We start from the raw sequence: 20,194 nt of genomic DNA on the forward strand, positions 1-20,194 counted from the left end.
CTGTGATTATTTCACCCGCTCGATTTCACGATGGATCTGTGCGTAGGATTTTACCCATGGCTGAACAACTTGTAGCCTCTCCGGCAACTGTGTTTCCGCCCTGCGGGCAGCAACAATATTCGGGTAATCACCACTGATCACAATAAACCACGGCTCGCCATTGCGGCGGGTCTCATAGATGGTTGCAATATTGGCGATTTGGTACTCAGCAATGAATTTATTGGCTGCCGACAGTGACTTGAGAGCAGCCAGCTGCAGCGCATAATGGCGCTTGTCGACCCCTTTCAGGGCAGCCCCAAGATTGGTGCTTTCCTCTTCCGCTTGCTCTGCGGGAGCTGCTGAGACAGGCTCAGGCAAAGCATCGGATCCGGGCTCGCTTTGCGGGACCTGCTCACCTGCCACCGATGCGATCTCCCGACCTGTCTGCTCTGCCGTATCCGCAGGCTGAATGGCTTCACTCACAGCCTCTTCAATAGCCGGCTGATCGGCAACCGCCATGGCTCCACTGCCCCCCAGCTCCTGCTCGGTGATCATCGCATCCACGACATCTGACGGCAGGACAACCCGCTGGTTATCATCACTGCGGCCAACAGTCAGCCCCTCCAGCGAGATCTCCTGAGGCAGGTGATGAGAATCATCATTGATGGTATCGGTAACATCTCGCGATAGCGCTGTTTCGCCGGATATTGGCTCAGGCAGCGATTCGCTCAGCTCTTCTTCCACCTGTCCGGTTGACAGGGTCAGTGCCTGACGAGCCTCGTCGGCCGGTTCCGGACTCTCAGTCTGTGCAACAACCGGCTCGGAATCACCTGCCGGAAAAAAGACGAACGCCAGTCCGGCAGCTGCAACAACGAGTAAAACAGCCAGCAATGTCATTGGCGATAAGGTACGTGATCGTGAACTGGCCATATTTGTCTGCTCCGTTTGTTCTAGTTGCATCAGTGCCCCGGGAACAGGCGATGACGCTGCCGCTTTATCCCTCAACGCGCGCCTTCCGTGGGCATCCAACCTATCTGTGGCAAATATCACTTCGACAAAGGTTTGCACTTCTTGTTCACTGAAATCAACAATTTCCAACTCAAGCGGTGCCGCCCCCTGACCATGGGAAACCTGGCTCAGATATTTGTCCAGCCGCCCCGACTGGCTAAAGAGCAACACGTTGATTTGCCAGCCAGGAATGTTCTGCGCCTGTTGCACCAAGGCCCATAGCTCGGCAATGAGCGTCGCACTGAGCAAGTGCGCATCATCAATAACCAGCAGTAAATTGGCAGGACCACTTCCGAGCATGCGATCGACACTTTCCTGCAGCGGGTCCTGTTCGTTGAAAACCGGCTGGGCAACAAGCTGCTTCAGTATGATAGAGCGATGCTGGCTGTCGGACTGTGCCCTGTGGCAAAGCAATAGCGTCTGGTTGCTACCCTGCGCCCATTGTTCCAGGTAACGCTGTGCCAGCCATGTTTTACCGGCCCCTTCGCGGCCAGTTATCTGAATAAGATTAGAACTAAAGCGGGTTAAAAACTGTATACGGGAAAGGAGTTGGACCTGGGTATCCAGATCCAACGCTGCGACTGAGGTGTCACGAGTCATGGTTGTTCACAACTTCAAGAATTAATCACACGACGCAAGATATCGTGGGGCACATCAGCCACGACCTCGGCACTACCGATAGATGTCGGTAATACCAGCCTTAGCTGACCTGACAAGACTTTTTTATCCCGCATCATATGCTTCATATAACAATCAAAATTCATTGATGCCGGGGCTTTGACCGGTAGGTTAGCCCGCTCGAGCAAACGGGTAATTCGCTGGACATCATCTGACGACAATAGACCATGCAGATGGGCAGTCTGGGCGGCCTGTACTGTGCCTGCCGACACCGCTTCGCCGTGCAGCCAGTTGCCATAACCCATTTCAGCCTCAATAGCATGGCCAAAAGTATGCCCCAGATTCAGCAATGCACGTACGCCTGACTCTTTTTCGTCGGCAGCAACAACATCCGCTTTGATCTGGCAGCAGCGACCGATCGCATAGCTGAGCGCATCATTATCCAATGCCTGCAGCTTCTCGAGGTTTTGCTCCAGCCAGGTGAAGAATTCGCTGTCAGCGATAATACCGTACTTGATCACTTCTGCCATCCCGGCAGCAAACTCGCGCTCAGGCAAGGTTTTCAGGCAGTGGTTATCAATCACAACGGCCTTAGGCTGGTAAAAGGCTCCAACCATGTTTTTGCCCAGCGGATGATTTACCGCCGTTTTACCGCCGACAGATGAGTCCACCTGTGACAGCAGGGTGGTCGGTACCTGGATAAAATCAACACCACGCTGGTAGCTGGCAGCTGCAAACCCCACCACATCACCAATAACACCGCCTCCGAGCGCAACAATCACCACATCACGACCGTAATTGCCTTCCAGCAAAAATGTCATGATTTGGTTGAAGGTCTCCAGGGTTTTGTATTGTTCCCCGTCAGGCAGCGAAAGCAGAGCGACATCGCATTGGAGCTGACGGATAGTCGCCATCACTGTATCGGCATACAGCGGCGACACCGTTTCATTGCTGACCACGACAACACGTCGACCGGCACTGATGGCAGAGGAAAACAACGCCGGGTCAGTAAATAACTCGGCGCCGATTGAGATTGGGTAGCTTCTGTCACCTAAGTTGACGTTGATCCGTTCCATGGTCAGCTTCTCTTACTATTGATTAACGCTCTTCAAGCATTTTGATGATTTGGTTTGCAACTACCTTGGCGCTCTGATCGTCAGTGCGAACTACATAGTCTGCAACCTCTTCATACAAAGGGTTACGCTCTTCTGCCAGAGCTTCAAGTACTTCGCGTGGCGTATCTGTCTGTAGCAGAGGACGCTTTTTGTCACGCTGAGTACGGGCGAGTTGTTTTTCTATGGTAGTTTCAAGATAAACCACAATACCACGAGCAGAAAGGCGGTTGCGGTTCTCTTTACTTTTAACGGAACCACCACCTGTCGCAAGGACGATCCCTTGCTCCTGGGTCAGGTCATTGATCACGTTCTCTTCGCGAACACGGAAACCGTCTTCACCTTCCACATCGAATACCCAGCTGATATCGGCTCCAGTACGATCTTCAATGACAGAATCAGAGTCAAAGAATTCCATATGTAGCTGCTGTGCAAGATGTCTACCAATAGTGCTTTTGCCGGCACCCATTGGGCCGACCAGGAAAATATTTCGTTTTTCAGCCATTTTTAGCAATTTTACGCGCGGTTAATAAAACGACACCGCCCGCAGGCTATCGATAAATAAGCCCGAGGCGCCAACTTCCTCACATTTAATTCGTGATAAGACCGAAAATTATCTCAGGACTCGCTATCATTTGGCAATAGCTAGTGTGCCTCATTACCAATTTAATTACCCTTGAGACACGCATCGACACGGGGATCTTGTGGAATAATCGCCTTGTAGAGGCCAAAGCCATCAATAAACACAATAAGTTAGCTTTTCATAATGGTGCTGCGCACATCTAGACAATCACACCGTCAACCCTACCTGCACAGCCCATTACTCCCGTGTACTCACCGCATCACTATCTTCGGGGTCACGAAGATCAGCAACTCTCGCTTGGCCAGCTTGTTCAGTTTGTGGCGGAACAAGGCACCAAGTATCGGCAAATCCCCCAATACGGGGACTTTTCTGATCGAGTTATTAGTTTGGTGCTGATAAATCCCTCCCAGCACCACCGTCTCGCCATTATTCACCAGCACCTGGGTGCCGATTCGCTGGGTATCAATGGCTACCGCCTCGCTGGTACCGGTACTCACGACATCTCCCGGTTTGTCCTGGGTCACCACTAAATCCAGCACCAGTTTGTCATCCGGGGTGATCTGCGGCGTCACCATCAGGCTCAGTACCGCCTTCTTAAAGCCAACAGATACCGCCCCGCTTGACGAGGCCTCCAGGTAGGGGATCTCAGTCCCCTGCTCGATATAGGCCATCTGCTTGTTGGTAGTGACAAGCCGCGGGCTGGAAATGATTTCCAGCTTATTTTCCGACTGCAGGGCAGAGAGCTCGAGATCCAGCAGGATATCGCCCATTTTGGCAACCTGGAAGGCAATACTGGAGGCCCCGGCCTGAGTGGCGGCCAAGTTGACGTTAAGGAAATCTTCCACTGTCGCCTCTTCTTCCAACAGCCCGACAGAGTTGAGATTGCTCTCAATCGAGCCGCCGACCGTCTTGCTGCCGCTGCTACTCAGTACCCCCCAGCGAACCCCGATTTCATCAATATCCCCTTCATTGACCGAAACGATCCTGGCCTCGATATGAACCTGCTTGACCGGAATATCCAGCGCGGCAATGATATTCTTGATAGTATCGATACGCTCACCAAGATCATTGACAATCAATGAGTTGGTACGGTCATCGACATGCAGGGAGCCCCGGTTTGAGAGCATGCTGCTGCCCCCGTCTCCCCCCCGAAGCAACTCGGCAAGATCCGTGGCTTTGGCAAAATTGACCTGAATGATTTCCGAGCGCAATGAAGCCAGTTCCTGCTCCTTACGCCTGGCCTCCAGAACCTGCTGCTCGCTCTGGGTCAGCTCCTGCTTCGGAGCGATCAATACCACCGAGCCCTGCACCCGCTTGTCCAGCCCTTTGGCCTGCAGAATAATTTCCAGCACCTGGGGCCAGGGCACATCATCCAAACGCAGAGTCACACTGCCCTGCACAGAATCTGAGACCACGAGGTTGAAATCGTTATATTCCGCAATCAACTGAAGCACGTTACGAACGGGAATATCCTGAAAGTTAATTGAAATAGGCTTGCCACTGTAGCTCACGTCACGGCTCTGCCCCGCCTTGGCCTGCTCAGGCCGGCCGGCAACAAACACCGTTAACATTGCTCCTTTCAAGTCATAGTCGTAGACAAAGTCGGCGGTTGTGTTGAGCACCAGCCGGGCCCCCTTTTCGGTCCGCAGCGTCTCGACCGACTCGACAACCGTTGCGAAATCGGCAACATCGAGCAGGTACACCATCTCGTCACTGAGCGTCGTCCCCACCATTTCAATGTAAAGCTGCCTGCCGGACTTGCGCATATCAACCAGCGACTGGGGCTTGGCCAGCTTGACACTGAGTACCCCCCTTTGCTTGTCCCGCCTGAAATCTATATCGGCTATCTGGTTATCCACCACCATCACGGCAGTCACAGGAAAAGCCATCGAGACCAGACACAGCCACAAAGGCAGCCAATATCTGGCCCACGCACCAGTGGATACTGGAAAACTCCGTTTCATCTTTTGTTTCTTCCTTCTATACGGCAGAACCTGCGGAAGCGAGTGGCAATGTGGTCAGCCTTTTCAACCAGCACCCCATACCGTCAGGTAATACTTCTTCAATCTCGACACTGCTCGGGCTAACCTGTCGAACCTTGCCGAAATTAAGACCTAGGTAGTGCCCGTCCCGGACTTTTTCCAGCTTGCCGTCTGGCCTGGCAATGATCGCCCAGAGTACACGCTTGTCACCGATAACCCCTTTCATCCTGAGCTGGGCCAAAGGTATGCCCTCCAAAGCGCTGCGTGTACGTGTCATATCCGGCTGCCAGCAAGCCATATCTCTCTCCTGTCCGACTGTCTTCAGTTCCGGGCGAGGGCGTACAAAGGGGATTCGGTTGCTCGCCATAACAAACTCGTCAGCCACGAAAACATACTGTTCCTGCAGGGGTTCTATCTGCACCAGAGCCTGGTTATGGGCCTGTTCGATAAACTGCTGAACAGAATCTTCATTGGCCCGGCAGCCAACCACCAGCCAGCACATGAAGACTAGCAATGACATCCTTTTCAAACTGGCCACCTCTATTTCGGCGCTTTAAAACGATAGGTACTGGCAGACACCTTCAGCGACAGGGTTTCCTGGTTCTGGTGCTGCCGGAGAAAAACTAAATCGAAGTCATTCAGGGTCACAATACGTGATAGCTTGGCAACCGACTCCGCAAACTGACCGATGTTTACGTAGCGGCCAGTCAGGGCAATATTGATGGGAAGTTCGTAATACAGGGGGTGTTCACGCCTGGGGCCCCATTCGATACGTTGAAACTCGAGGCCGTTGCGGACCCCGATGTCATTCACGCCAGACAGCAGGCTTGCCAATTCTTCCTCCTCGGGCAATTGCTGTACGACATACTGATAGCGCTCTTCCAGCGCTTCTATCTGATCTCTTACCTTGGGCAGGGCCGCCACTTGGCTGGCCCGCTTTCCAACCTGCTGGCGAAGCTCCCGTTCTGTATGCTTGAGCTGGGTCAGCTCCTCTTGCAACGGTGTCAGCCAGTACCAATAGCCAGCTGTGCCCATCGCCAATGCCAGAAACAACGCCACGGCACATTGCGGTATCAACGGCCACTCGGTTATTTCATCCAGGTCTAAATCCTGCCAGTCACTCACTGCCGTTTTCCTTGTTGACTATGGGTCTTCTCGGATGCCGACTCCGGATGCGTTGCCAGGGTAAACGAGGCTTTAAACCGGGTCTGGTCCTGTGCCTGGTCACCTTTCGTTGCCACAATCGAGTGCATGGCCACATCCTCCAGCCAGGGGGACTGCTCGGCATTGGATAACAGTATTGCCAACCGACCGGTAGAGTCACCGATCCCATTGACGGCGATCCGGTTGGACGACATAGACACACTGTCGAGGTAGACTCCCTGCGGGACAATACCGGGCAATATACTCAGCAGGTGCGTGGTTTGATTACGCTCCTGCTGAATGTCCCCTATCACCCCAAGCCGCTTGTTAAGTGCAGCGCGCTGCCTGTCGAGGCCGGGTAAAAATGCGAGCTGGCGCTCGAGCGTTGATATTTCCTGCTGCAGCAATTGGTTCCGTGCCTGCTGGTGCGCCTGCTGCTGCTCAATGTAGCTCGCCAGCAGCCATTGTACGGCAGCGACGGCCAGCATGACGCCCGCCAGGATGGTAAAAAAACGTTGCTTATGCTGCTTTCGCTTTTCCTCCCGCCACGGCAACAAATTCAAGCGTGCAATCATTGACTGGCCCCCCTTATAGCCAGCCCGGCCGCAACCGCATACTGGCCGTAATAGCTATTGCTGGCGATCTGCCCCAGCTTTTTGCTGCAGGGAAAATAACGAAAAGGGTTAATCCAGCTCGCTTCGACACCCAGCAGCCGGGCCAGCAGTTCTTCCAGCACAACATGCTGGCCCCCGCCACACAGCCAAATCCCTTTTAGCACCGAGCGCGGGTGTGTCGAGTTATAAAGCTGAAACTGTCGCTTGAGGTGATCTGCCAGCTGCTTGGTAAAGACTTCGGCCTGTCCGAGTTCGGGGACAAAGCCCCCCGGCTCTTCACTGCCGCCAGCCATATTCCCGCTCACCAGTGAGGTACCGAAAGCCATTTCGCGGTGGTAGGCCGCACCGCCAGGTGGCTTGATACTAAATTCTGTACAGTGCATCCCGATATCCACAATGCCCCACAACTCCTGCATCGCGTTGCGTTCGGCTATATACTCGCCCAGCCACAACAGTGCGTGTGTCTGAAGTTCGACCACCCCGGGATGCAGGCCCGCCTTTTTTAATGCCTTGACCCGGCTGTCTATGGTGTCCTTTCGCGCAGCAAACACCTGAAACGGTACGGTCGTTGCCGTTTCAACAAAAGCGTCCGATGACAGCGGAAAAAAATCCAAACTGAGCTCTTCAACCGGAAAGGGGGAAGAAGCACTGAGCGCCTGGATCACCGCAAACTCCGCTTCCTCGTCACTCAGATTCGTATCAAGCTGGATCACTTTGCTAATAACCGCGCTGTCCGGCAGGGCGATGGCCACTTTTCTGGCGTTAAACGGCAGACTCTTTTTTAATTTACGTATTGCTGACAACAAGGCTGAGGTATTCACGCTATGCTGGTCGTTAATAACCGAAGAGGGCAAGGTAATTTCTGCAAAGGCAGAGAGTTCCAGTTGCTCTTTTTTTGGGTTCAAGACGACCGCTTTAACGCTATGATGGCCGATATCAATGCCAATTATTGGTGGGTTCCGAAACATACCGTGCTATGCTCCCTGTTAATGGAAAAGCAATATATTTTTCTAACAAACACCAACCTATGGCGTTAATTTTATTTAAGTTATCTTTATACTATTGGTTGAAATAGATTGAACGGTCGAATGATGGTGTAACAGGAATTCTCAAGTGAAGTTCATAAAGCGATTACTTATCCTTGCAATGATTTGCACAATTCTTGGAGTCGGTACTATCTTTGGTTTTTACCTTTATGTAAAACCAGAGCTCCCAGATGTTGCAACTCTAAAAAATGTTGAATTACAGACACCTATGCAGGTATTCAGTGCAGACGGAAAGCTGATCTCCCAGTTCGGGGAGAAACGACGCATTCCACTGGCACTTGACGATATTCCGCCGCAAATGATCAATGCGGTCATCGCGACCGAAGACAGCCGTTACTACGACCACCCCGGTATTGACCCGATCGGTATCGCCCGTGCCGCCTTTGTCGTGGCCACCTCGGGCTCGGCCAAACAGGGCGCAAGTACGATTACCCAACAGCTGGCCCGAAACTTCTTTCTCTCCAACGAAAAGAAGATAATGCGAAAAATCAAAGAGATTTTTATCGCTATCCATATCGAGCAACTGCTGAGCAAGGAAGAAATCCTCGAGCTTTACCTCAATAAAATTTACCTCGGCTACCGTTCCTACGGTGTCGGTGCAGCAGCACAGGTGTATTTTGGCAAAGAGGTCAGCCAGCTGACCCTGAGCGAAATTGCCATTATCGCCGGCCTGCCGAAAGCCCCGTCGACCATGAACCCGATCTACTCGATGGATCGCGCCACCACACGTCGTAACGTCGTCCTGGGTCGTATGTTTGCCGAAGGCTACATCACCCAGGCTGAACTCAATCAGGCCCGATCCGAGCCAATTCTCGCCCGTTATCACGGTGCAGAAATTGAACTCAATGCACCGTATTTTGCCGAGCGCGCCCGCGCCTGGATGGTTGAGCGCTACGGTGAAGATGCCTATACCTCCGGCATGCGTATCTACACCACGGTTGATCCCAAGCTACAGCGTGCGGCCCAGACGGCAGCAGTCAACAACCTGCTGAGCTATGACCAGCGCCATGGTTTCAGAGGCGCTGTCGCCACGCTTTGGAAACCCGAACAGACAGCCTGGACGACAGACAAGGTTATCGAGCACCTGAACAAACAGCCGAGCTATGGCGAGCTCCAGGCCGCCGTCGTTATGGCCACCAGCGGCAAGAGCGCCCAGGTTCTGACCAATGACGGCGAGCAGCACACCATTGAGTGGAGCGGAATGAAATGGGCCCGTAAGTTTATGACCGACACTCGCCAGGGACCTGCGCCGAAAACCGCGGCAGATATTCTGGCGGCCGGTCAGCAAATCTGGGTACAGCAAAAAGAGCAGCAGTGGGTACTGAGCCAGGTGCCGGATGCCAATACAGCCTTTGTCGCGGTCTCCCCACAAAACGGCGCAGTCAAAGCCATGGTCGGCGGCTTCAACTTTGTCCACAGCAAATTTAACCGTGCCACCCAGTCCATCCGTCAGGTCGGCTCCAGCATCAAACCGTTCATTTACTCGGCGGCGCTGGAAAAAGGCATGACGCTGGCAACCCTGGTCAATGACGCACCAATCAACCGCTGGGACAAGAGCATGGGCACGGCATGGCGTCCTAAAAACTCGCCACCCACCTATAACGGCCCAACACGCTTGCGCCTTGGACTGGCACAGTCGAAAAACGTGATGGCCGTGCGGGTACTTCAAAATGTCGGGCTGGACGATACCATCAGCTACCTCACCCGCTTCGGGTTCAAGCGCGAAGATCTGCCGCGGGCAGAAGCCATTGCCCTGGGCGCAGGCAGCCTGACACCGCTAGAAATGGCCCAGGGTTTCTCTGTCTTTGCCAACGGCGGCTATTATGTCGAGCCTTACTTCATCGAGCGCGTTGAAGATCCTTACGGCAATCTGGTCTATCAGGCCAACCCGAATATTGTCTGCAACAACGACTGTCAGCGGGAACAGCAGCAGGCCGGCAATAACATCGCAGCCAGCCGGGCGGTACTGAATGACATTGCTATCAGCGAGCAGGAACTGGGCGATACCGGCAGTGCCATAGAAAGCGACCAGCAGCAGACGCGCTATGCGCCACAGGTTATTTCCGAGCAAAATGCCTTCCTCGTTCGCGAGATGCTGGAGAGCAATATCTGGGGTGGCGGCGACTGGCGTCATGGCAGCGGCTGGAACGGCACCGGCTGGCGCGGTCAGGTACTCAAGCGACGTGATGTCGGCGGTAAAACCGGTACCACCAATGGCTCGAAAGATGCGTGGTACTCAGGTTTCGGCCCGAATATTGTCGCGACGTCCTGGGTCGGCTTTGATGATCACAGCCGTGAGCTGGGTAAAGCCGCCTGGAACAACAATCTGGACAAGAAACAGATTTCTGGCGGTGAAGCCGGGGCCAAAACAGCCCAGCCGGCTTGGGTAACCTTTATGGAAACTGCCCTAGAAGATGTGCCAGTTCAGCGCAAGCAGCTACCGTCCGATATCGTCAAGGTCCGGATTGACCGCGATACCGGCAAGCTCAGCAACCGTAATGATTACACCTCGATGTTCGAGTACTTCGAGAAAGGGACAGAGCCGACCGAGCAGGTGGGCGAAGGATCCTCTGACGGGATTTTTGAATCAGACAGTTCCGACGAACTGTTCTAAGTCATCATCCTGCAATACCTGCCCCATATCAGGACGGGTTAGCCACACAAAAAAGAGCGCCGATTGGCGCTCTTTTTATATCTGACAACAAAGCCTACGTCTCTAACTTAAGCTGATATCTCATTACAACCTAGTCAGCACTAAAGCGTACCGCAATATGCTGGTTGATCAGCTCGGCGATTTTCTCATAGCGCCCCCGCAGTGGTGAGCCCGGTCGGTATGCCAGAGTGATCAATCGGGTCGGTACCGGATCGCAGGCTTTTACATAGCTCACCCCGTCACGACTCTGCTCTTTGGGCGTTGCCAGTTTAGGCAGCAGTGTGATCCCGCTTCCCGCAGCAACCATATTGCGCAACGTCTCAAGACTGGTCGCCTTGAAGCTGCCATCCTCATGGGCACCGGCGGCAAAGCAAAAGCCCATCGCCTGATCCCGCAAACAATGGCCGTCCCCCAGCATCAGCAAGGTTTCACCATTTAACTGGGCCATATCCAGCGTTTCCTTCTTGGCCCAAGGGTGCTCCTCAGGGACCGCCAGAACCATAGGTTCATTGTAGAGCGGCAGCTCAATGAAATGCTCGGTCTCTTTGACGGCGGCCAGAATAATACAGTCCAGCTTGCCCTCTTCCAGCTGTCGGACCAACTGATGGGTCTGCGCCTCATGGAGGAACAACTCGAGTTGCGGAAACGAAGCCTTGAGCTGCGGAATAATGTGCGGCAGCAAATACGGACCGACGGTCGGAATAAACCCGATATGCAGCGGCCCGGCCATACTTTCCCCCTGCTGGCTCGCAAGCTCCGTCAGCACCTTGACCTCCAGCAGCACTTTTTGCGCCTGCGAGACCAGGCTCAGACCGGCATCGGTAAACAGCACCCGGCGACTGGTTCGCTCCAGCAGGGATACACCGAGCTCGTCTTCAAGCTTGCGGATTTGGCCGCTCAGGGTGGGCTGACTGACAAAACAGGCCTCGGCCGCTTTTCTGAAATGCTTATGCTCAGACAACGCCACCAGATACTCAAGATCTCGAATGTTCATGACTAGATATCTTTTGATAGAAATTAACTATCAAAACCATAGCAGCAAACGATTAGAGCTATCAAGTCAAAATCGACATAATCATCACATCAAAACGGAGCAGCGAAGAGTAAGCTCCGGTTGAGACATAAAAACCATCTATACACATTTGAATTATTGAGGAAAATATTATGTTCGCATCAAAAGAAGGCCAGGCAGTCCCACAGGTTACCTTCCACACCCGCCAGGGAGACCAGTGGGTTGACCTGACAACCAACGAACTTTTTGCCAACAAGACAGTTGTGGTATTCAGCCTGCCAGGCGCCTTCACTCCAACGTGTTCTTCAAGCCACCTGCCTCGCTACAACGAACTGGCTTCAGTTCTTGCCGAACACGGTGTCGACGACATCCTGTGTGTATCGGTCAACGATACCTTTGTTATGAACGCTTGGAAGGCTGATCAGGAAGCAGAAAACATCACCTTCATCCCAGACGGCAACGGCGAGTTCTCAAAAGGTATGGGTATGCTGGTCGACAAGGAGGAACTTGGTTTCGGTCCTCGCTCATGGCGCTACAGCATGCTGGTGAAAAACGGCGTGGTAGAAAAAATGTTCATCGAAAACGAAGAGCCGGGCGACCCGTTCAAAGTTTCTGACGCCGACACCATGCTTCAGTACGTCGCTCCCGAGCACAAACTGCAAGAGTCAATCACTGTATTTACCAAGCCTGGCTGTCCGTTCTGTGCCAAGGCAAAGCAGAACCTTATCGACAAGGGACTGCAATATGAAGAAGTTATCCTGGGCAAGGATGCAACCACTGTCAGCCTGCGTGCAGTTTCCGGTCGCAGCACCGTGCCTCAGGTATTTATCGGCGGCAAGCACATCGGCGGCAGCGAAGAACTAGAAGCATTCCTGGGCTAAATCGGCCAACGCAATAACAAGGTGGGGCGTGATGCCCCACCGTTACAAATAAAGCCGAAAACTGGCAAGATTTGAGTGGAGAGAGCAATAATGAAAACCCTGAATGTTGATGTTGCAGTCATCGGTGGTGGCACCGCAGGCCTGGGCGCATACCGCGCAGCCAAGGCCCATACCGATAGCGTAGTAATGATTGAAGGCGGTCCTTACGGCACAACCTGTGCCCGCGTTGGTTGCATGCCATCTAAACTGCTGATTGCTGCTGCAGAAAGCGTTCACCAGATCGAAAAAGCACCGGCATTTGGTGTCCATCCGCAAGGCGAAATCGTCATTAACGGCCGTGAAGTCATGGACCGTGTCAAACGCGAGCGCGACCGCTTTGTCGGCTTTGTTCTGGAAGGGGTCGACGAAATCCCGTCACAAGACAAGATTTCCGGCTATGCCAAGTTCATCGACAACAACACCCTGACCGTCGACGATCATACCCAAATCACCGCCAAGCGTATTGTGGTGGCAACGGGCTCCCGCCCTGCCTATCCGGCAGTATGGAACGAGCTGGGTGATCGCCTGATCATCAATGATGATGTGTTCAACTGGGACGATCTGCCAAGTTCGGTTGCGGTATTCGGCCCCGGCGTTATCGGCCTAGAACTGGGCCAGGCTCTGAAACGCCTCGGTGTAGAGGTTGTCATGTTTGGACTTGGTGGCCAGGTGGGTCCACTCACCGACCCTGCGGTTATGGCCTATGCCGATAAGGCCTTCAACGAAGAGTTCTACCTCGATGCCGATGTCAGGCTCGAGAGCATGAAACGTATTGGTGATGCTGTCGAGATCCAGTACCTGGATAAAGACGGCGAATTCAAAGTGATCACTGTCGACTATGTCCTGGCTGCCACAGGCCGCCGCCCGAATGTCGATAAGCTGGCGATTGAGAATACTTCGCTGGAACTGGATGAACGTGGTGTACCGGTAGCCGATCACTTTACCCTGCAGACGTCGGCCGAGAATATTTTTATCGCCGGAGATGCCAGCAACCAACTTCCGCTATTACACGAGGCGGCTGACCAGGGGCGTATTGCCGGTGACAACGCCGGCCGCTTCCCGGATATTCGTGCCGGATTGCGCCGCTCGAAAATCTCGGCAGTCTTCTCTGATCCGCAAATTGCAATGGTCGGCGAAACCTACAAGGAAATTACTACACGTCTTGGTAACTGTGGCTGTTTCGAAACCGGTGAGGTGTCGTTTGAAAATCAGGGCCGTTCCCGTGTCATGCTGCGCAACAAAGGGATGCTGCATGTCTACGGCGAACACGGTACCGGCCGCTTCCTAGGGGCCGAAATGATGGGCCCGAATGCCGAGCATCTGGCGCACCTGCTGGCTTGGGCACACCAAAACAAGATGACCGTGGCAGAAATGCTAGACATGCCTTTCTATCACCCGGTAATCGAAGAAGGGGTTCGCACCGCACTGCGTGACCTCAATGCCAAACTGCACCTGGGTCCGGAAATGATCAAGCACTGTCTGGACTGTGGCCCAGGCTGTTAATCAACACAACAACTCTCCTGCACTACCGATCCGCCCTCCATCCGGAGGGCTTTTTTCATGTACAATCCTATTTTCTGTCAAAGCAATTCGGATGACATCATGGGTTGTCGTAGCTGCCAAGCGGCGCAAGTATTCAAACAAAAGCTCGGGCGATGCCGCCAATGTATGGTTCAGCTGTCAGTACTGAGCGTGATCAGTTGGGGCGCCTGGTATTACTTCTACCTGCCTACCCCTACCATCGTGGAGTCCATTACCCTTCTTTTTGCCGCCACCGCCTTCAGCCTGCTGCTGATCGCCCATTGGGTAGTCGCCTTCATGTTGTGGCTAAAAAAGACCAACAAGAGCGCGCGCCAGCAACAATCGCCATGAAAAAATCCGGCCTGCAGGATAACGCCTGCGGCCGGATTTTTTACATTCGAATAGCGAGCTAGCCGTTACGCGACATTTACTGTCGGAATCGCCTGCTCCTGATCCAGACGCACTTCCAGCGCGACTTCGTCACAGGCATGCTGACGCGGGCAACGATCACAGTCTTTCATCACTTTTTCCGGCAACAACGACTTAGATGTCGGGATAAAGCCTTGCTTCATAAAGAACTCAGGCACACGCGTCAGAACAAAGACCTTCTTGATCGCCATCTGACCGGCTTTCTCAATCAAATGTTCGACAATCGCCTTACCCTGGCCCTGCTGCTGCCAGCCGGCCTCTACACCCAGTGAGCGAATTTCTGCCAATCCGGAGTCGTAGACATACAGCGATGCACATCCCGTCACGGTTCCGTGGTGTTCGGCCACGGCGAACGAGCCGATATCACGCACCAGTTCATTGCGCATCCGTGGCAGGTTCTCACCCAGTCCAGCCCAGTAGACAACCATGCCCTCAATGGCATCAAGGTCGGTCAGACGTGCTCCCCGTACCTTCACACCCGGCGAGTATCGCTTCTCAAGACGCTTCTCGGCCTGGCCAATCGCGTAATCGACCTGGTTTGGCGCAACCCCGCCAAGAGCACAACGCTTATCCAGACACGAATCAATCGTCAGGATTGGATACACATCTTCGTCTATCACCTCGGAGAAGGCTTTCATTTCGGCCAGTGACAGCTCTTCCAGTGCGCAGCCTTTGTCGATAGCCGCTACCACCGCCACCCCGACAATATGGTGCGCTTCACGGAACGGGATACCTTTGGCAACCAGGTAGTCGGCCAGCTCGGTAGCATTCGAGTAGCCCTGCATCGCCGCCTCGAGGGTACGATCTTTGTTGACCTTGATACCGTCAAAACATAGCGCTGCCATTTCCATACAGTCATGCCAGCTATCAAGGGCATCAAACAAACCTTCCTTGTCTTCCTGCATGTCTTTGTTGTAGGCCAGCGGCAATGCCTTCACCGTCATCATCATGCCAGCCATCGAACCGTATACCCGGCCACATTTACCCCGGATCAGCTCCAGCGCATCCGGGTTTTTCTTCTGCGGCATCAAAGACGAGCCCGAGGTCACGGTATCCGCCAGCTCGATAAAGTTCGATTCGCCGGAGTTATAGAAGATCAAGTCTTCCGCCATCCGTGACAGGTGCAGCATCGAAATAGAGGCCGTCGACAACAGCTCCATCACGTGGTCACGATCCGACACCGAGTCAAGGCTGTTACGGGTTGCCCGGTGGAAACCCAGGCTATGAGCCAGCTCCTCGCGGTCAATCGGATAGGCCGTACCGGCCAGCGCCCCCGAACCCAGCGGACAGGTATCAAGACGATTAAGCGCATCGTGAAGCCGCGAATGATCACGTTCGAACATTTCCACATAGGCCAGACACCAGTGGGCAAACGTCACCGGCTGGGCCCGCTGCAAATGGGTATAGCCAGGCAATACCGTCCCCTGATGGTCACGGGCGACCGAGACCAACTGGTTCTGCAGCTTATCGAGCATCAACAGTAGCTGCTGGCCCTGCTGACGACACCATAGCTTCAGATCCGTCGCAACCTGATCGTTACGCGAACGACCGGTGTGCAGTTTCTTACCCAGATCCCCCACCTTGCTGATCAATTGCTGCTCAACCCAGCTGTGAATGTCCTCGGCATCAGAGCGCAGGATTTGCTCCGGATCTTCCATCACCGCCAGCTTAAGCTCGTTCAGCGCCAGCTCGAGCCGCTGCTGCTCTTCGTCCGTCAGGACATTCACCTGACGCAGTGCCTTTGACCATGCAATAGAACCAACGATGTCTTGCTCCGCCAAACGGTAATCAAAACGTAGTGAATCGTTGAACTGCTTGAACCGTGTGTCAGCTGCCTGACTAAAACGTCCGCCCCATAGTGCCATGGTACTTCTCCTATGCTTCGCTACTCGACTTGCTCATTGCTTTGAATTATTTATTTTTCTTTTGTTCGTTTAACGCACGAATACGGCTGGCCAGCGAGTACAGGCGGATAAAGCCTTCAGCATGGCTGTGGTCATAAACCTCATCTTCACCAAAGGTGGCAAATTCTTCCGAGTACAGGCTGTTTAACGAGCGCTTCTGAACAACTGTAGCTTGCCCCTTATAGAGTTTCACCACAACTTCACCGCTCACATCCTGAGCAAGCTCATCGGCAGCTGCCAGCAGTGATTTGCAAAGCGGGGTAAACCAACGACCGTCATAGATAAGGTGCGAGGCTTTCAGGCCGATAGACTCACGGAACTCAAACGATTCCTTTTCGAGAACCAGCTGTTCAACTGCACGCAGTGCCTCGTTCATAATCGTGCCACCCGGAGTTTCGTAGCAGCCACGGGATTTCATCCCCACCAGACGGTTCTCGACGATGTCGATACGGCCGACGCCATGCTCGGCACCTTTCTCGTTGAGGTAGGTCAGAACGTTGAGTGGTGACATCGCTTCGCCGTCAACCGCAACAATTTCACCTTTATCAATCAGGATTGACACGGTTTCTGGTTTTTCTGGCGCATCTTCAGGATCTTTGGTCCAGACCCAGCACAGCTCGTTAGGCTGGTTCCAGGTATCTTCCAGTACCCCGCCCTCAGTCGAAATATGCCAGGCATTGGCATCACGCGAGTAGATTTTTTCCAGTGACGCCGTACATGGGATGTCACGCTCGGCCAGATAGTCCAGCAGAGCCTCACGGCTACGCAGATCCCACTCACGCCAAGGCGCAATCACTGTCAGCTGTGGTGCCAGGGCCGCATAGGCACTTTCAAAACGTACCTGGTCATTACCTTTACCGGTACAGCCGTGGCAGACGGCATCAGCACCGACTTCCAGTGCACATTCAACCTGTGCCTTGGCGATAATCGGACGTGCCATTGAAGTACCCAGCAGGTACTTGCCTTCGTAGATAGCACCGGTCTTAAGGCTCGGGTAGATATAGTCAGCGACCATTTCGTCCTTAAGGTCAGCAATGAAGCAAGAAGATGCTCCCGAGGCCAATGCCTTCTCTTCAATCCCTTCCAGCTCTGCCTCACCCTGGCCGACATCGGCCACAAACGCCACAACTTCACAGTCATAGTTTTCTTTCAGCCATGGAATAATCGCTGATGTGTCCAGACCGCCGGAATAGGCCAATACTACTTTAGTTACCTTGCTCATAATGCTCTCCTGCTTGCCTGCTCGACGGTCATACCGCTCAGGCGTTTTAATATAATGGGTGTTCTAATCAAATAAATTCTGTTTCAGTCCGGCTTACACCGAGAACTTGGTGCCGATACTCTGGCCATCGAACAAGGCTTCCAGCTTGTCCGGGTAACGCCAGGTCGCCACTTCAATCGGCCGTCCCAGTGCTTTCGCAGCTTCGAAAGCAGCCCGTACCTTGACGACCATGCCATCGGTGATCACGGCCTGGGTGATCAGCGCCTCGGCTTCGTTTTCAGTCAGGCTGGCAATCAGCCGCCCTTTGCCGTCCAGCACGCCGCTGACATCCGACAGCAGAACCAGTTCAGCATCCAGCGCCGCCGCCACCGCAACCGCCGCCTGATCGGCATTGACGTTCATCAGTTCGCCATCACCATCAAGGCCAATCGAGCTGACAATCGGCAAATAGCCAGAGGCCATAATCAACTTCACCAGTTCGCTATTGCCCGGGGCAGCCTTGCCGACTGAACCCAGCTCCGGGTCCAGCTCAGTGATCTGGCACAGGCCGCCATCGGCAAGGCTCAGGCCCACAGCAGCTACGCCTGATTTAATCGCCTGTCCCTGCAAAACTTTGTTGGCCGTACCGGCCAGCGCGCCGGCAATGAAGGGAATATGCTCTTTCGGGGTCACCCGCAGGCCTTCTTTCTTTACAGTCTCGTGCTGCAGTTTTTCCATCAGGTCGTCAACCAGATAACCGCCGCCGTGAACCAGTAATAGTGGTCGCTGGGCTTTTTCCTGATAATGGCTGATCGCACCGAACAGTTTTTCCAGCGTGTCCGTGCATGACAGCACAGCACCACCTAACTTAATTACCAAAGGGACCTGACTCATGGTGCTACCTCCTAAACCAACGCCGTTAATTGCGGGAAACCGTTTCGAATATTTATGCACTGCATCGCTTGGGATGAAGCACCTTTCAATAAATTATCAATTGCCGATGTTAAAATTATGTGTTGACCCTGTACCTTCCAGCCAATATCGCAGAAGCAAGTGTTAACAACATCCTGAATACTCGCCGTTTGCTCGCCCAGCAGCCTGACGGCATGTTGGGTATTGGTGCCCTGATAGGCTTGCTGCATAACCTCGGCCACTTTCCCGGCATCAACGCCCGCGGCCAACTTGGCCGTAATCGTTGCCAGGATCCCGCGCTTGAAATTGCCAAGGTGCGGGGTGAAAATCACATCGCAGCCAAGGTGTGTTGCAATCTCCGGCTGATGTCGATGTCCGAAGATGCCATAGGCCTGCAGGCTGACCTCGCAGAAGCTGTTGACCATAGTGGCTTTACGGCCTGCGCCGGAAACACCGCTCACCGCGTTGATAACAGGCCATTGGTCTTTATCTATAAGATTAGCTTCCAGAAGCGGTTTCAGCGCCAGCTGCGATGCCGTTGGGTAGCAGCCCGGTACGGCCACAAGCTGCGCCTGCTTTATCGCCTCGCTGTTCCACTCGGCCAAGCCATAAACCGCCTTCTCAAGCCAATGCTGATGCTGATGTTCGAAACCGTAGTACTGGGTATAGAAGTCATCGCCTTGCACCCGAAACGCGCCAGACAAATCAAACACCTGACAGCCTTTGGAGAGAAAAATCGTTGCCAAGTCGTGGCTAACCTCATGGGCCGTGGCCAGCAGGACGATATCTGCCTTGGCAGCAACCGCATCAGGGTCTGTCAAAGGCTGAAGCGGCAGGTCGACAATTCCTTTGAGCTGTCCATGCAGCTCGCTGAGAGGCTTGTTGGCATCAAGGCTGTTGGCCGATACAAACAAGCCCGCCAGATTCAATTGTGGATGGGTGTGCACCATTTTCGCCAGCTCTGCGCCGGTATAACCGCTGGCACCGATAATGAAGGTGTTCAACATATGAAATTCCGTTTTTAATGCATTAAGTAGTTAATACTTGGTGTTTGAAACTATGCTGCAGATACAGCGGATGAAGGGGTGCACGAGCGCACCAGGCGGTGAGACTTAGCGTCGTCGGAGGGAATTCAGATTGTGAATAGTCGCCTGGTTCATGTTAATAACTTCCTACATTCAGCATCTTTAGCTATTCTTTGCGCTGACACTTTGCGTCGAGATTGGCATCAATAAATAGCTAAATTTTTATTCATCTTGATTGCATTTATATGTTTACCGATTAATCCTTGGCCTGTCAACAGCAGGAATAAAAAAAATGTTAATTAGAATTGTCAGATCTAATACCCGCTAAGCGACGAAAGTTATAGCACTATGCGCAGAGAGCACACTATACGGCGCAGATAGCACACTAAATGCGTGTCTTATGACCCATTTTTACGAAAATTTGTTACATACTGGATTTCATATCATGACAAATATCAATCTAGCTTCAATTTATGGCGGCTAAATGTAATCAAAGTTGACCTGAAAGTGGGATCACGGATAGATTGTCACT

At 53.3% G+C, this 20,194-nt stretch carries 17 protein-coding genes; 4 read left to right on the plus strand and 13 right to left on the minus strand.

Annotated features, from left to right (window positions below):
• Positions 1–6: 6 nt before the first annotated feature.
• The 8 genes from L4D19_RS13800 to pilM form a co-directional block, all read right to left on the minus strand.
• Complete coding sequence (locus L4D19_RS13800; RefSeq protein ID WP_428452934.1) at positions 7–1,587, minus strand: AAA family ATPase; 1,581 nt, start codon at positions 1,585–1,587, stop codon at positions 7–9.
• 14 nt (positions 1,588–1,601) lie between these two features.
• Positions 1,602–2,681, minus strand: a complete 1,080-nt coding sequence (gene aroB, locus L4D19_RS13805) for a 3-dehydroquinate synthase (RefSeq protein WP_075762957.1) — start codon at positions 2,679–2,681, stop codon at positions 1,602–1,604.
• Between the two features lie 22 nt (positions 2,682–2,703).
• Positions 2,704–3,222 (minus strand): shikimate kinase AroK, encoded by a 519-nt coding sequence (gene aroK, locus L4D19_RS13810; RefSeq protein WP_075762958.1) that lies wholly within the window; start codon positions 3,220–3,222, stop codon positions 2,704–2,706.
• Between the two features lie 329 nt (positions 3,223–3,551).
• The gene (locus L4D19_RS13815; protein ID WP_428452935.1) at positions 3,552–5,264 is read right to left on the minus strand and encodes a type IV pilus secretin PilQ; all 1,713 of its coding nucleotides are present in this window, start codon (positions 5,262–5,264) and stop codon (positions 3,552–3,554) included.
• A gap of 16 nt (positions 5,265–5,280) precedes the next feature.
• Positions 5,281–5,802, minus strand: coding sequence for a pilus assembly protein PilP (locus tag L4D19_RS13820; RefSeq protein ID WP_428453066.1), 522 nt, complete (start codon positions 5,800–5,802; stop codon positions 5,281–5,283).
• 20 nt (positions 5,803–5,822) lie between these two features.
• Complete coding sequence (locus L4D19_RS13825; RefSeq protein ID WP_428452936.1) at positions 5,823–6,407, minus strand: type IV pilus inner membrane component PilO; 585 nt, start codon at positions 6,405–6,407, stop codon at positions 5,823–5,825.
• A complete protein-coding gene (locus tag L4D19_RS13830) occupies positions 6,404–7,000 on the minus strand; it encodes a PilN domain-containing protein (RefSeq protein WP_428452937.1) in 597 nt (198 codons plus the stop codon). Before L4D19_RS13830 ends, L4D19_RS13825 begins: the two co-directional genes overlap by 4 nt.
• On the minus strand, positions 6,997–8,007 hold the full coding sequence (gene pilM / locus L4D19_RS13835) for a type IV pilus biogenesis protein PilM (protein WP_428452938.1): 1,011 nt from the start codon (positions 8,005–8,007) through the stop codon (positions 6,997–6,999). The genes L4D19_RS13830 and pilM overlap by 4 nt, the downstream gene beginning before the upstream one ends.
• A gap of 145 nt (positions 8,008–8,152) precedes the next feature.
• On the opposite strand from pilM, the gene L4D19_RS13840 reads away from it, so the two are divergent.
• Positions 8,153–10,699 (plus strand): penicillin-binding protein 1A, encoded by a 2,547-nt coding sequence (locus L4D19_RS13840; protein ID WP_428452939.1) that lies wholly within the window; start codon positions 8,153–8,155, stop codon positions 10,697–10,699.
• 130 nt (positions 10,700–10,829) lie between these two features.
• Here L4D19_RS13840 and oxyR read toward each other — a convergent pair whose 3' ends face one another.
• Positions 10,830–11,732, minus strand: a complete 903-nt coding sequence (gene oxyR, locus L4D19_RS13845; RefSeq protein ID WP_428452940.1) for a DNA-binding transcriptional regulator OxyR — start codon at positions 11,730–11,732, stop codon at positions 10,830–10,832.
• A 170-nt stretch (positions 11,733–11,902) separates the two neighbouring features.
• Here oxyR and L4D19_RS13850 point away from each other — a divergent pair, with 170 nt between their 5' ends.
• The 3 genes from L4D19_RS13850 (at position 11,903) to L4D19_RS13860 (ending at position 14,542) form a co-directional block, all read left to right on the plus strand.
• Complete coding sequence (locus L4D19_RS13850; protein ID WP_428452941.1) at positions 11,903–12,631, plus strand: glutathione peroxidase; 729 nt, start codon at positions 11,903–11,905, stop codon at positions 12,629–12,631.
• A 90-nt stretch (positions 12,632–12,721) separates the two neighbouring features.
• The gene (locus L4D19_RS13855) at positions 12,722–14,173 is read left to right on the plus strand and encodes a dihydrolipoyl dehydrogenase (RefSeq protein ID WP_428452942.1); all 1,452 of its coding nucleotides are present in this window, start codon (positions 12,722–12,724) and stop codon (positions 14,171–14,173) included.
• 57 nt (positions 14,174–14,230) lie between these two features.
• On the plus strand, positions 14,231–14,542 hold the full coding sequence (locus L4D19_RS13860) for a DUF3624 domain-containing protein (RefSeq protein ID WP_428452943.1): 312 nt from the start codon (positions 14,231–14,233) through the stop codon (positions 14,540–14,542).
• A 65-nt stretch (positions 14,543–14,607) separates the two neighbouring features.
• Here the strand turns inward: L4D19_RS13860 and argH are convergent, their stop codons facing one another.
• The 4 genes from argH to argC all read right to left on the minus strand — a co-directional run bounded on the left by argH (position 14,608) and on the right by argC (position 19,644).
• Complete coding sequence (gene argH, locus L4D19_RS13865; RefSeq protein WP_428452944.1) at positions 14,608–16,485, minus strand: argininosuccinate lyase; 1,878 nt, start codon at positions 16,483–16,485, stop codon at positions 14,608–14,610.
• A gap of 46 nt (positions 16,486–16,531) precedes the next feature.
• Positions 16,532–17,746 carry an argininosuccinate synthase gene (locus tag L4D19_RS13870; protein WP_428452945.1) on the minus strand — a complete coding sequence of 405 codons (1,215 nt, stop codon included), beginning with the start codon at positions 17,744–17,746 and terminating at the stop codon, positions 16,532–16,534.
• Between the two features lie 93 nt (positions 17,747–17,839).
• Positions 17,840–18,619 carry an acetylglutamate kinase gene (gene argB / locus L4D19_RS13875; RefSeq protein ID WP_075762969.1) on the minus strand — a complete coding sequence of 260 codons (780 nt, stop codon included), beginning with the start codon at positions 18,617–18,619 and terminating at the stop codon, positions 17,840–17,842.
• An 11-nt stretch (positions 18,620–18,630) separates the two neighbouring features.
• Complete coding sequence (gene argC / locus L4D19_RS13880) at positions 18,631–19,644, minus strand: N-acetyl-gamma-glutamyl-phosphate reductase (RefSeq protein ID WP_428452946.1); 1,014 nt, start codon at positions 19,642–19,644, stop codon at positions 18,631–18,633.
• Between the last annotated feature and the right edge of the window lie 550 nt (positions 19,645–20,194).

The organism is Photobacterium kasasachensis (assembly GCF_050336885.1).
GTDB classification, from domain to species: Bacteria; Pseudomonadota; Gammaproteobacteria; order Enterobacterales; family Vibrionaceae; genus Photobacterium; species Photobacterium kasasachensis.

What these genes read in the sequence shown, in the direction of transcription:
- argC (WP_428452946.1), bottom strand. Translation starts at nt 19,644, where the DNA reads ATGTTGAACACCTTCATTATCGGTGCCAGCGGTTATACCGGCGCAGAG.
- L4D19_RS13860 (WP_428452943.1), top strand. Translation starts at nt 14,231, where the DNA reads ATGTACAATCCTATTTTCTGTCAAAGCAATTCGGATGACATCATGGGT.
- aroB (WP_075762957.1), bottom strand. Translation starts at nt 2,681, where the DNA reads ATGGAACGGATCAACGTCAACTTAGGTGACAGAAGCTACCCAATCTCA.
- L4D19_RS13850 (WP_428452941.1), top strand. Translation starts at nt 11,903, where the DNA reads ATGTTCGCATCAAAAGAAGGCCAGGCAGTCCCACAGGTTACCTTCCAC.
- argH (WP_428452944.1), bottom strand. Translation starts at nt 16,485, where the DNA reads ATGGCACTATGGGGCGGACGTTTTAGTCAGGCAGCTGACACACGGTTC.
- L4D19_RS13830 (WP_428452937.1), bottom strand. Translation starts at nt 7,000, where the DNA reads ATGATTGCACGCTTGAATTTGTTGCCGTGGCGGGAGGAAAAGCGAAAG.
- L4D19_RS13870 (WP_428452945.1), bottom strand. Translation starts at nt 17,746, where the DNA reads ATGAGCAAGGTAACTAAAGTAGTATTGGCCTATTCCGGCGGTCTGGAC.
- oxyR (WP_428452940.1), bottom strand. Translation starts at nt 11,732, where the DNA reads ATGAACATTCGAGATCTTGAGTATCTGGTGGCGTTGTCTGAGCATAAG.
- aroK (WP_075762958.1), bottom strand. Translation starts at nt 3,222, where the DNA reads ATGGCTGAAAAACGAAATATTTTCCTGGTCGGCCCAATGGGTGCCGGC.
- pilM (WP_428452938.1), bottom strand. Translation starts at nt 8,007, where the DNA reads ATGTTTCGGAACCCACCAATAATTGGCATTGATATCGGCCATCATAGC.
- L4D19_RS13800 (WP_428452934.1), bottom strand. Translation starts at nt 1,587, where the DNA reads ATGACTCGTGACACCTCAGTCGCAGCGTTGGATCTGGATACCCAGGTC.
- argB (WP_075762969.1), bottom strand. Translation starts at nt 18,619, where the DNA reads ATGAGTCAGGTCCCTTTGGTAATTAAGTTAGGTGGTGCTGTGCTGTCA.
- L4D19_RS13815 (WP_428452935.1), bottom strand. Translation starts at nt 5,264, where the DNA reads ATGAAACGGAGTTTTCCAGTATCCACTGGTGCGTGGGCCAGATATTGG.
- L4D19_RS13820 (WP_428453066.1), bottom strand. Translation starts at nt 5,802, where the DNA reads ATGTCATTGCTAGTCTTCATGTGCTGGCTGGTGGTTGGCTGCCGGGCC.
- L4D19_RS13855 (WP_428452942.1), top strand. Translation starts at nt 12,722, where the DNA reads ATGAAAACCCTGAATGTTGATGTTGCAGTCATCGGTGGTGGCACCGCA.